Annotated in this window: 10 protein-coding genes; 2 read left to right on the top strand and 8 right to left on the bottom strand. The window is 61.3% G+C overall.

Going from position 1 to position 12,372, the window contains the following annotated elements; genetic code table 11:
- Window positions 1-3: 3 nt before the first annotated feature.
- Window positions 4-2,280: a catalase/peroxidase HPI gene (gene katG / locus BLU71_RS11105; protein WP_064361996.1), complete on the top strand. Its 2,277-nt coding sequence runs from the start codon at window positions 4-6 to the stop codon at window positions 2,278-2,280.
- 264 nt (window positions 2,281-2,544) lie between these two features.
- On the opposite strand, the gene pepN is transcribed toward katG, so the two are convergent.
- Genes pepN through BLU71_RS11135 form a run of 6 tightly spaced genes read right to left on the bottom strand, consistent with a single transcriptional unit; the run spans window position 2,545 to window position 9,062 of the window.
- Entirely contained in the window at window positions 2,545-5,202 is a 2,658-nt protein-coding gene (gene pepN, locus BLU71_RS11110) for an aminopeptidase N (RefSeq protein ID WP_083353089.1), read from the bottom strand.
- A 10-nt stretch (window positions 5,203-5,212) separates the two neighbouring features.
- Window positions 5,213-6,043 (bottom strand): DUF2797 domain-containing protein, encoded by an 831-nt coding sequence (locus BLU71_RS11115; protein ID WP_042609562.1) that lies wholly within the window; start codon window positions 6,041-6,043, stop codon window positions 5,213-5,215.
- Window positions 6,040-6,300, bottom strand: coding sequence for a YeaC family protein (locus BLU71_RS11120; protein WP_042609561.1), 261 nt, complete (start codon window positions 6,298-6,300; stop codon window positions 6,040-6,042). The genes BLU71_RS11115 and BLU71_RS11120 overlap by 4 nt, the downstream gene beginning before the upstream one ends.
- A 34-nt stretch (window positions 6,301-6,334) precedes the next feature.
- Entirely contained in the window at window positions 6,335-7,204 is an 870-nt protein-coding gene (locus BLU71_RS11125; protein ID WP_083353090.1) for a rhomboid family intramembrane serine protease, read from the bottom strand.
- Window positions 7,201-8,172, bottom strand: a complete 972-nt coding sequence (locus BLU71_RS11130) for a metallophosphoesterase (RefSeq protein ID WP_064362001.1) — start codon at window positions 8,170-8,172, stop codon at window positions 7,201-7,203. Before BLU71_RS11130 ends, BLU71_RS11125 begins: the two co-directional genes overlap by 4 nt.
- Window positions 8,172-9,062, bottom strand: coding sequence for an NAD(+) kinase (locus tag BLU71_RS11135; RefSeq protein WP_041480619.1), 891 nt, complete (start codon window positions 9,060-9,062; stop codon window positions 8,172-8,174). The genes BLU71_RS11130 and BLU71_RS11135 overlap by 1 nt, the downstream gene beginning before the upstream one ends.
- Before the next feature lie 114 nt (window positions 9,063-9,176).
- Here BLU71_RS11135 and BLU71_RS11140 point away from each other — a divergent pair, with 114 nt between their 5' ends.
- Window positions 9,177-10,127 carry a DUF1853 family protein gene (locus BLU71_RS11140; protein ID WP_083353091.1) on the top strand — a complete coding sequence of 317 codons (951 nt, stop codon included), beginning with the start codon at window positions 9,177-9,179 and terminating at the stop codon, window positions 10,125-10,127.
- 106 nt (window positions 10,128-10,233) lie between these two features.
- Here the strand turns inward: BLU71_RS11140 and BLU71_RS11145 are convergent, their stop codons facing one another.
- The gene (locus BLU71_RS11145) at window positions 10,234-11,517 is read right to left on the bottom strand and encodes an arsenic transporter (RefSeq protein ID WP_064362003.1); all 1,284 of its coding nucleotides are present in this window, start codon (window positions 11,515-11,517) and stop codon (window positions 10,234-10,236) included.
- 141 nt (window positions 11,518-11,658) lie between these two features.
- Window positions 11,659-12,216, bottom strand: a complete 558-nt coding sequence (locus tag BLU71_RS11150) for an NADPH-dependent FMN reductase (protein ID WP_042609556.1) — start codon at window positions 12,214-12,216, stop codon at window positions 11,659-11,661.
- Between the last annotated feature and the right edge of the window lie 156 nt (window positions 12,217-12,372).

Raw genomic sequence — 12,372 nt, forward strand, 5'->3', positions numbered from 1 at the left:
AACATGGCAAACGAATCGAAATGCCCGTTCAACCACGCCGCCGGTGGCGGTACGACGAACCGTGACTGGTGGCCGAACCAACTCAACCTCAAGATCCTCAGCCAGCATTCACCCAAGTCCGATCCGCTGGGCCAGGACTTCGACTACGCCAAAGCCTTCAAAAGCCTCGACTTCCAGGCTCTGAAACAAGACATCAAAGCGCTGATGACCGACTCCCAGGACTGGTGGCCAGCCGACTTCGGCCATTACGGTCCGTTGTTCGTGCGCATGGCCTGGCACAGCGCCGGGACCTATCGCACCGCCGATGGCCGGGGTGGTGCCGGTTCCGGTCAGCAACGCTTTGCGCCGCTCAACAGCTGGCCGGACAACGTCAGCCTCGACAAGGCCCGCCGCCTGCTCTGGCCGATCAAGCAAAAATACGGACGCAATATTTCCTGGGCCGACCTGATCGTGCTCACCGGCAACGTCGCCCTGGAATCCATGGGCTTCAAGACCTTCGGTTTCTCCGGCGGCCGCGCGGATGTCTGGGAACCGGATGAAGACGTTTATTGGGGCTCGGAAACCGAGTGGCTCGGCGGCGACAACCGTTATGGCAAAAGCAACGGCCCGGTGCAGGAACCCGGCGACGGCACACTGGTGGCTGAGCCCGACTTGCATGGCCGCGAAGAAAGCCGCACCGATCAGGGCGAACGCAATCTGGAAAATCCCCTCGCCGCCGTGCAGATGGGCTTGATCTACGTGAACCCGGAAGGTCCTGAAGGCAACCCGGACCCGGTGGCCTCGGCCAAGGACATTCGCGAAACCTTCGGCCGCATGGCCATGAACGACGAAGAAACCGTGGCGCTGATCGCCGGCGGTCATGCGTTCGGCAAGACCCACGGCGCCGGCCCTGCCGACAATGTCGGTGCCGAACCGGAAGCGGCCGGCCTTGAACAACAAGGTCTGGGCTGGAAAAACGCTTTCGGCACCGGGAAAGGCGCCGACACCATCACCAGCGGCCTGGAAGTCACCTGGACCACCACGCCAACACAGTGGAGCAACAACTATCTGGAAAACCTGTTCGGCTTCGAATGGGAGCTGAGCAAAAGCCCGGCGGGCGCCAATCAGTGGCAACCGAAAAACGGCGCCGGTGCAGGCACCGTTCCCCACGCTCACGATCCGAACAAGAAGCTCTCGCCGACCATGCTCACCTCCGACCTGGCGCTGCGTTTCGATCCAGCCTATGAGCAGATCTCGCGACGCTTCCTGGCCAATCCCGATCAGCTCGCCGACGCGTTCGCCCGCGCCTGGTACAAGCTGATCCATCGCGACATGGGGCCACTCTCTCGCTACCTCGGCCCGGAACTGCCGCAAGAGGAGTTGCTCTGGCAAGATCCGCTGCCCGACGTAACGCATGCGCTGATCGATGACAGCGACGCCACGGCGCTGAAGAACAAGGTGCTGGATTCAGGACTGTCGGTCTCGCAACTGGTCTCCACCGCGTGGGCGGCAGCGTCGACCTTCCGCGGCTCGGACAAGCGCGGCGGTGCCAACGGCGGGCGCTTGCGTCTGGCCCCACAGAAGTTCTGGCAGGCCAACCAGCCGGAGCAACTGGACAAGGTGCTGAGCACACTCGAAGGCATTCAGAACGACTTCAACAACGGCGCGGCCGGTGGCAAGAAGATCTCGCTGGCCGACTTGATTGTGCTGGCCGGCAATGCCGGGGTGGAGAAAGCCGCGCAAAACGCCGGGCATTCGGTGTCGGTGCCGTTCTCACCGGGCCGCGTCGATGCTTCGCAGGAGCAGACCGATGTCGAATCGTTCGGCTTCCTCGAACCGATCGCCGACGGTTTCCGCAATTACAGCAAAGGCAAATACACGGTTGCGGCGGAAACCCTGCTGATCGACAAGGCGCAATTGCTCACCCTCACCGCGCCGGAAATGACCGTACTGGTGGGTGGTCTGCGGGTGTTGAACACCAACGTCGGGCAGACCCGGCATGGCGTGTTCACCGACCAAACCGAAGCGCTGAGCAATGACTTCTTCACCCACCTGCTGGACATGGGTGTGGAGTGGACGCCGACCTCGCGGGATGCCGACGAGTTCGAGGGTCGTGATCGCCAGACCGGAGCGGCGAAATGGACGGCGACGCGGGTGGATCTGGTGTTCGGCTCGAATGCGCAATTGCGCGCATTGGCCGAGGTGTATGCCAGTTCCGACGCGAAGACGCAGTTCGTCAACGATTTCGTCAAGGCATGGACGAAGGTGATGAATCTGGACCGGTTTGATCTGCGTAAATAGCTGGTTGTTGTGCCAATGAAAATGCCGCTCGTTGAGCGGCATTTTTGTGTCTGCTTTGCCCTCTTCCAATGGGAGAGGGGGAAAGGGAGCCGATCGAGGGCTTTCCAGATCCTGAGTTCGACTCGGTAATTCAGGTCGGCGGATAGAAAAAGGCACCTCGGTCAGTCCCCTCTCCCTCTGGGAGAGGGTTAGGGTGAGGGGCGGTGATCATCAAAATCAAAAGATCGCAGCCTCGTTTCACTCGACAGCTCCTACAGGATCGGGTTACGCCAGGCTTTTGCTTACCACTTCATACACGTCGCTGGACAACGCTCCGGACGCCAGGATCCGCTCCAGCTCACCCTTCATCAGCGCCTGACGCGCGCTGTCGTATTTGCGCCAGCGGGTCAGCGGCGCCAGTTGGCGTGAAGCGATCTGTGGGTTGAAGCCGTTCAGTTCGATCACCAGATCGGCGAGGAAGCGATAGCCGGAGCCGTCCGCCGCGTGGAAGTTGATCAGGTTCTGCCCGGCGAAGGCGCCGATCAGTGCGCGCACCTTGTTCGGGTTCTTGATGTTGAACGCCGGGTGCTGCATCAATGCCTTCACGCGCTCCAGCCCGCCTGGCAAGGTGCTGCCGGCCTGCACGCTGAACCACTGATCCATGACCAGCGGATTGTCCTTGAAGTGCTCGGCGAAACTGGCCAAAGCCGCGGCCTTCTGCTCTTCGAACGGCGAGTTGACCAGCACCGCCAGCGCGGTCAGGCGCTCGGTCATGTTGTCGGCCGTCTCGAACTGCTCCAGCGCCGCCGCCAGGACTTCCGGCTTGCCGCTGAGCATCAGGTACGACAGGGCAATATTCTGCAGCGCGCGTCGGGCGAAGTGCTCGGCCTCGGCTACGTACGGAGTCTTTTTCGACAGATCGCGGTTGGCCTGATAACGCAGCCACAGCGCTTCGAACAAGCCTTCGGCCAGTTGCTTGCGGGCAAATTCGCGCGCGACATGAATCGCCTCGACGTCGGCCACTTCGCTGATCTCGGTAAGATACGCCTCACCCGGCAACGAGAGCATTTCGGCGACCATCGCCTGATCCAGCGACTCGTCGGACAGCACCGTGCGCAGCGCCGACACCAGACGCGGATCGAGCGTCAGGCTCTCGCCCTTCTGATGCTGAGCGATCAGTTCCTGCAGCACTTGCACCGCCAATTGCTGACCGGCATCCCAGCGGTTGAAGCCGTCGCTGTCGTGCTGCATGAGGAACATCAGTTGATCGCGGTTATACGGGAAGCTCAGTTTCACCGGCGCCGAGAAGCCACGCAGCAGCGATGGCAACGGCTGTTCGTTGATATCGATGAAAGTGAAGGTCTGTTCGGCTTCGGTCACCGAAATCACCCGAGTGGTGCCTTGTGCCGAGGCTTCGCCAGCCAGACGCAGGGCGATTTCGTTGCCCTGGCTGTCGAGCAGGCCGAGCTCGACCGGAATCACGAACGGTAGTTTTTCCACCTTGTCCGGAGTCGGCGGGCAGCTCTGGCGGAAGGTCAGGCTGTAGGTTTTCGCGGCGGCGTCATAGGACTCGGACACTGCCAGACGTGGCGTGCCGGCCTGGCTGTACCAGCGCTTGAACTGACTGAGGTCGACGCCATTGGCGTCTTCCATGGCCTTGACGAAATCGTCACAGGTCACGGCCTGACCATCGTGGCGTTCGAAATACAGATCGCTGCCCTTACGGAAACCTTCGGCACCGAGCAAGGTGTGGATCATGCCAACCACTTCCGAACCCTTTTCGTACACGGTCAGGGTGTAGAAGTTGGAAATCTCGATGAAGCTGTCCGGGCGCACGGCGTGGGCCATGGGGCCGGCATCTTCGGCGAACTGGTGGGTGCGCAGATAGGCCACGTCCTGAATGCGCTTGACCGTCGCCGAGTTCATGTCCGAGGAGAAACCGGCGTCGCGGAACACCGTGAAGCCTTCCTTGAGCGACAGCTGGAACCAGTCGCGGCAGGTCACGCGGTTGCCCGACCAGTTGTGGAAATATTCGTGGGCTACGATCGCCTCGACCCGCTGATGCGCGGCGTCGGTGGCGGTTTCGGCGCGGGCCAGCACGGCGCTGGAGTTGAAGATGTTGAGGCCCTTGTTCTCCATCGCGCCCATGTTGAAATCGTTGACCGCGACGATCATGAAGATGTCCAGATCGTACTCGCGACCGTAGACCTCTTCATCCCAGCGCATGGATTTCTTCAGGCTGTTCATCGCGTGCTGGCACTTGTCGATGTTTTCCGGCTCGACGTAAATGCGCAGCGCGACATTGCGCTGGCTCATGGTGGTGAAGGTGTCTTCGACGCACCACAGATCACCGGCGACCAGTGCAAACAGGTACGCCGGTTTCTTGAACGGATCTTCCCAGGTCGCCCAGTGCCGGCCGTCTTCGCCAGGGCCGGAAGCGATCGGGTTACCGTTGGAGAGCAGCACCGGGTAGCTGTGCTGTTCGGCCACCACTGTGGTGGTGAACTTGCTCATCACGTCCGGGCGGTCGAGGTAATAGGTGATCTTGCGGAAGCCTTCGGCCTCGCACTGGGTGCAGAACATCGTGCCGGACTTGTACAGGCCTTCCAGCGCGGTATTGGTTTCCGGGTGGATGCGCACGCTGGTGTCGAGCGTGAACGTTTCGCTGGTTGGCTGCAGGGTCAGGTGGCTGTCGGAGACTTGATAGTCGGCAGCGCTCAGCTCCTGGTCCGCCAGCGTCACCGAGATCAGCTCCAGTTGCTGGCCGTCGAGCACCAGTGGCGGCAAGCCGGCACCGCGCTCAGGGTTGCGGCGCATCACCAGTTGCGCGTGAACCAGGCTGTGGTCCTCGAACAACTCGAAGGTCAGGTGCGTTTCGTCGATCAGGTACTCGGGCGCCTGATAGTCCTTGAGGTAAATCATCTTCGGTTGTTCGGTGCGCATGCTGGAATCCTTATTGATGCACGGCGAGCTGGTAGGCCGTGTATTTACGAATGTTGATCACGCCGGTGTCGAAGATCAGGTACTGGCCCTTGATCCCCAGCAGCGTGCCTTCGGCAATCGGGTTCTTGTCCAGGTTGAAGCTGACGATTTTCGCCGGGTATTGTTCGACGGGATAGCGGATTTCCAGCGGTTCGACATCGGCAATCGTCTGAATTGCCTGTAGGCCGAATCGCTCCTGCAAACCTTGCAGGCCTTCGGCGCAGCTTTCGAACAACTGATCGCGCACCTGCGCCAGATCCACCGCCGCCGCGTCGCCCTTGAGCAATGCGCGCCAGTTGGTCTTGTCCGCCACCTGACTGCGGAACAGGTCTTCGACAAACCCCGATTGCTGGCGTGTCGACACGCGCATGATCGGCAGCGCCTGACTCGCGCCCTGATCGAGCCAGCGGGTCGGCAACTGCGTAGCACGGGTGATGCCAACCTTGATGCCTGACGAATTGGCCAGGTAAACCACATGGTCGGTCATACAGAATTTCTCGCCCCACTCCGGATCGCGGCAGGTGCCGGCGTCGAAATGGCAGCGCTCGGGGCTCATGATGCACAGGTCGCATTGCGCCAGTTTGGTCATGCACGGGTAGCAATAGCCCTGACTGAAACTGGTTTTGGTCCTGCGCCCGCAATGGCTGCAATGGATCGCGCCCAGGAACTCCAGACGCAGCGTGCTGCCGATCAACGGATTGACCGGCACCTCGACATCATCCAGACGAAACGCGTACTGCACGTTCGGCCCGTCCAGGCGCGCCGACATTTTGCTGATTGCACCGCGGCCAATCTCGATCAATGGATGGCATCCGACTTGAACAGGATGTTCGGCACTTCGATCGACTTCGACGCACACTCTTGCGGGCCCATGTAACCGGTGCGCTGGTCTTCCGGCAGGTTCTGGATTTCCCAGGCGATCATCGCCTGCAACGACAGCTCGCGCTGTTCGGCGGTGAGTTTGTTGCCGTCCGACCATTTGCCGATTTCCACGGCCAGTTTCAGGCTCTCGTAGATGTCCGGGGTGATGTTGCTGATCATGTCGTTGAAAGAGGACATCAGGGTCTCCGTGCTCTTTACTGAAGCAAAAATTTTAGACGGCCAGTTTACGGCGGTTATACAAACCGCCCAACAAACCGGTGAAGCATCCGATGAGTAACCCGCTCAGGTGCGCGGCGTTGGCGATCTGGCCGAAACCGATCAGCGAGACCAGCCCGGACATGCACACCACCAGCCACACCAGCATCATCACCAGCACCCCGCGCGGCAGGCGATAGGCCGGGTTCGGCGCCAGCAACTGGAAGATCCAGCAATGCCCGAGCAAACCGTAGAGCACGCCGGACAGCCCACCAAACAGGCTCGGGCCGCTCCAGACGAACTGCGCATAGTTGGACACCAGACTGAACAGCAGCGTCAGGCCGATCAGGTTGATGCTGCCCTGGCGCGACTCGATGCGCCGCCCCAGCTCCCAGTACCACATGCCGTTCATGGCCAGATGGAGGATGCCGAAGTGGATCAGCATCGGCGTGATCAGCCGCCACCACTGCCCTGCTGCCAGACTGTCGGCCAGCGGCGTGAAGTGGATGTACTCGCCGATCACGCGGAAATCGAGGAAGGTCAGCCAGCGCAGCGTTTCCAGATTTTCGCCGAGAAAGGTCAGACCGCCGACGATCAGGCTCAACAGCAGAATGAATCCGGTGGCCCTGGCGTGTTTCAGCTGTTCGGCAAAACCCGGCCTTTTGAAGGTCTGGCCCACAGGCATGTCCAGTTGCTGATCCGGGTCGCCGGCCGGGAAGCGCTCGTACAGCGAACGCACGTCCTCGCTGATTTCCTCCGGCGCCCACAGCACCTGCTCGCCCGCTGCTTCGCTGACCCGATGGGGCACTTGCATACGTTGCAGCAGCTTGACGAAGCCGCTCAAATCCACCGCCAACGGCAGGCGCAATACCGCTACCGCACTCATTGCAGCACCTCCGGCCGCTCGACATCGACCCAGACGAATTTTTGCGGATCCAGGCGCGTTTCCTGATCCAGACGATAGGCCACCAGTTTGCCGTAGAGCACGGCGCTGTAATCCAGGCACGCGAGGTTCGGGCGGATCGGCGCCGGTTTGCCGCTGCGCCAGTAGTGGCCGACGAACAGCAACGGTTCGTCGACGCCATAGCGCAGCAGGGAATTCTTTTCAATGGACGTCAACGGCGTTTGCGCGACAGGTTCCGGCAACGCATCTGGCTGGAACACGATATCGCCGTAGGTTTTGGGGTCGTCTTCCCAGAACTTGGTGCGGAAGAACGAACGCACCAGACCGTCGCCGCTGGTCATGGTCAGGCCGCCCGGCAGGCGCATATCGGTGCCACGCAGCAAACGGTCGAACACGGTGCAGGCGAAACTGCCGGGAACGGCCGACGCCTGGAGGAAATGCTCATCGACGCAGCCGTCGGGGAACAACGCCTGCAGCGGCTCGATCAAGCCGGCATCCCAGCAGGCGTGGACGACGCGGAAGCGTCCGGCATCGACGAACAGCGGCAGCTCGTAGAACCACTGCTGGAAGTCATGCCAGTCGCCCGGATGGTTTTCGAATTGCGTCAGGGTTTCCTGCAGCAGGCGCGCATGGCGCTTGGTGTGTTCGCGCACGAACTGCTTGCCGCTGCCCGGTGGCGCCGGAGTCACCCAACCGAGCGCGTTGAATTCATGGTTGCCCATGATGCACAGCGCCTGCCCCGCCTCGACCATGTCGTGGACGATATGCAGCGCCTCGCGAATCCGCGGGCCACGGTCGATGATGTCGCCGACGAACACCGCCATGCGTGAAGGATGGCGCCAGACCCCGCCCTGCTTGTGATAACCGAGACGGTCCAGCAAGTGTTCGAGGGTCAGAGCGCATCCGTGCACGTCACCGATCAGGTCGTAACTGCGCGCGGGATCGAGCATCAGTCGCCTCCACCCCCCAGCTTGCTGCCCCAGCCAAGCTTGGTCCGGCACACCTCGTAGTAATTGTGATCGAGCGGATGAATCAGGCGCAGTTTCTGCGCTTTCTTGCTCACGGTAATGGTGTCGCCCGGTGCGCAGGTGAAGTGGTTCTGGCCGTCGCAGGAGACCTGCGGGTAGATCTGCATATCTTTGGACACGACGATTTTCAGCTCACTGTTGCCATCGACCACGATTGGCCGTCCCGACAAGGTATGGGGGTACATCGGCACAATCACAATAGCGTCGAGCTTGGGATGCATGATCGGCCCGCCGGCAGACAACGCGTAAGCAGTGGACCCGGTGGGCGTGGCGACGATCAGGCCGTCGGCCTTCTGGCTGCAGACGAACTGGCCGTCGATGTACAACTCGAACTCGATCATCCGCGTCGATTTGCCCGGGTGCAGCACCACATCGTTGAGCGCATCGCCCTGGCCGATGGCCTCGCCATGGCGACGCACTTCGGCTTGCAGCAGGAAGCGGTTTTCCACCAGATAGTGGCCGTCGAGCACTTCGGCGACCTTGATTTCCAGCTCGTCCGGGCGAATATCAGTGAGGAAGCCAAGGCTGCCACGGTTGATGCCCAGAACCGGAATATTGTGCCTGGCCAGCGCCCGCGCGGCGCCGAGCAGGCTGCCGTCACCGCCGACGACGATGACCATGTCGCAGACTTCGCCGAGCATCTTGCGCGACGAGGTTTGCAGGCCGTGGCCCGGCAGGACTTCAGCGATGGTGTCTTCGAGGATCACATGCAGGTGACGGTCGAGCAGAAAGCGTTTCAGTCGGCGGACGGTATCCAGCACCTGGGAACTGCCCAGGCGACCGATGATGCCGATATTACGAAATTGCTCCATGGGACCTCTGCGGACAATCGAAAACGCGAAAACCCGATTATGGGCGAAAGCGCCAGATAGACAAAATCCTTTCAGCCTCAAGGGTGGGCTCAGGTTTAAGGCTATGCTCGCAAGATGATCCTGTTTCCCGATTTGCTTCAGCTGCCCCATCAATTACGCCATCCCGAAGTGCGGGACCTGGCGTGGGTGATCCTCGCGCCGCCGATGCTCGCCGACACGCCGTGGCCACAGCGCCATCCGCTGGCCGGCAGCGACTGGGTGCACGACCCGCAGCGTCTCGAACACTGGCTGCGTCAGCTCGACCGCGACAGTTACGGCCTGCTGCAATGGCTGTCCCAGGCGCGCACCCGGCGTCTGGGCCTGTATTACGAACGCCTGTGGCAGTTCGCCGTGGAGCATGCGCCGGGCATCGAACTGATCGCCGCCAACCTGCCGATCCGCCGCGCCGGGCACACCCTCGGCGAACTGGACATGCTGTTGCGTGACCGCGACGGCGTGCACCATCTGGAACTGGCGATCAAGCTCTACCTGGGCCCGCAGGCTGGCGACGGCCGCGATCCCGCGCAGTGGCTGGGGCCGGGTTGTCATGACCGGCTGGATCGCAAACTGGCGCATCTGGCCGAGCATCAGTTACCGATCTCGGCGCGCCCGGAAAGCCGCGAAGCGCTGGCGGCGCTGGACATCGAAACGTTCAGCGCGCAGTTGTGGCTGGGCGGTTATCTGCTGTATCCGTGGCCCCGGCAGGCCGACTCACCAAACGGCGCCCATCCGCAACATCTGCGTGGCAGTTGGCTGCATCAGCAGGACTGGCCGGCGTTTGTCGCGCAACGTCCGCCAGGACGCTGGCAACCCCTGCCCCGCCACGCCTGGCTGGCGCCGGCGCACTACCCGGCGGATCAGGTCTGGGCGGATGAGCATTTGCGTTTGTGGCTGCAAGACCTGCCAGCGTTGGCCCCGGCGCAATTGATGGTGCGCCTGACCGAGAATGCCCAAGGCGAATGGGAAGAGGCGGAGCGGTTGTTTCTGGTGGCGGATCTCTGGCCGAATGTCCCCGGCCAAGCCTGAGATTTGTGGTGCCTGTGCCACCGCCATCGCGAGCAGGCTCACTCCTACAGGGGAACGCATTTCAAATTGTAGGAGTGAGCCTGCTCGCGATTGGGGTCAGCCCGGTCTACAGCGAAAGCCGCAAAGCCAGCGCCGCCAACGTCACCAGCAACACCGGTACGGTCAACACAATTCCGACACGGAAGTAATAGCCCCAGCCAATATGGATGCCCTTGCGCTCCAGCACATGCAGCCACAACAACGTCGCCAGACTGCCGATCGGGGTGATCTTCGGCCCCAGGTCGCTGCCAATCACGTTGGCATAGATCATCGCCTCCTTGATCACCCCGCTGGCCTGACTCGCGTCGATTGACAGCAAGCCGATCAGCACGGTCGGCAGGTTGTTCATGATCGACGACAACAGCGCCGTCAAAACCCCGGTGCCCATGGCCGCACCCCACACGCCGTGGCCGGCGAATACGTCCAGCCACCCGGCGAGGTAACTGGTGAGTCCGGCATTGCGCAGGCCGTACACCACCAGGTACATGCCCAGCGAGAAAATCACGATCTGCCACGGCGCTTCTTTCATCACTTTGCGCGTGGAGATCTTGTGGCCGCGCGCGGCGATACCCAGCAGCAGCGCGGCGCACACCGCGGAAATAGCGCTGATCGGAATGCCCAGCGGTTCGAGGGCGAAGCAGCCGATCAACAGGATCACCAACACCGCCCAACCGGCTTGGAACGTCGCCTTGTCGTGGATCGCGGTGCTCGGGTTTTCCAGTTGTTCAGGGTCGTAAGACGCAGGAATGTCGCGGCGAAAGAACCACAGCAACATGCCCAACGTCGCCGCAACGCTGACGAAGTTGACCGGCACCATCACCGCGGCATAGCGGTTGAAGCCGATGTGGAAGAAGTCCGCGGAAACGATGTTGACCAGGTTCGACACCACCAGCGGCAGGCTCGCCGTATCGGCGATGAACCCGGCGCCCATGACGAAGGCCAGGGTCGCCGCTGGCGAGAATCGCAGCGCCAGCAGCATTGAAATCACGATCGGCGTGAGAATCAGCGCCGCGCCGTCATTGGCGAACAGCGCCGAGACCAGCGCGCCGAGCAGCACCATGAAGGCAAACAGCTTGCGCCCACTGCCCCGCCCCCAACGCGCCACATGCAGCGCCGCCCAATTGAAAAAGCCGGCCTCGTCAAGCAGCAGGCTGATGATGATCAGTGCGACGAAGGTGCCGGTGGCGTTCCAGATGATCTGCCAGACCAGCGGAATATCCGTGAGATGAACGACGCCGAAGATCAACGCCAGCACGGCGCCCAGCGTTGCACTCCAGCCGACGCCGAGGCCTTTGGGTTGCCAGATGACGAGGGTGATGGTCAGCAGGAAAATCAGTGACGCAGCGAGCATTCGCAGAAGCCTTCAAAAAGTCAGTAGATAAAACTGTAGGAGTGAGCCTGCTCGCGATAGCGGTGTATCAGTCAGCATTATTGTCAGCTGAAAGACCGCTATCGCGAGCAGGCTCACTCCTACATGGGACCGTGTACGAGATTACTTCTTGTGTTGCTCTACGAACTGGCCGTAGGCATCGATGAATTTCTGCAGGAACGGCTTCACCGATTCGCTCAGCTTGCCCGCTTCGTCAAACGCATTGCCCGCACCGCCCAGATACGCTTCCGGCTGTTGCAGGCAATGGATATCGAGGAAAACAAAGGTCTGGCGCAGGTGCTGGTTGGCGCCGAAACCGCCGATGGCGCCTGGCGATACGCTGATCACCGCGCCGGGCTTGCCGCTCCACGCGCTCTGGCCATAAGGACGGGAGCCGACGTCGATGGCGTTCTTCAACGGTGCCGGGATCGAGCGGTTGTACTCGGGGGTGACAAACAGCACTGCGTCGGATGACGCCACTTTCTGACGGAAAGTGCTGTAGGCTGCGGGCGGAGAATCGCCGTCGATGTCCTCGTTGTACAACGGCAGTTCACCGATTTCGACAATCTCGAGCTTGAGATTGGCCGGTGCCAGTTCGGCGAGGGCCAGTGCGACTTTGCGATTGATCGATGCTTTGCGCAGGCTACCGACCACTACAGCGACGTTGTAGACATTGCTCATGGAAGACTCTCGATGGTCTGTGGGAAGAGTCGCTAGTTATAGATGATCCAGTGACGCTTTCACCAGTGATCATTGGTTTTTCCTGCGCTAGGAATATTTTTTTCCTGTAAGAAAACTTACCGAGCTTGGTGACGGTCTACAAAGCCGCAAATCAAG

It is taken from the genome of Pseudomonas moraviensis, assembly GCF_900105805.1.
Lineage (GTDB): Bacteria > Pseudomonadota > Gammaproteobacteria > Pseudomonadales > Pseudomonadaceae > Aquipseudomonas > Aquipseudomonas moraviensis_A.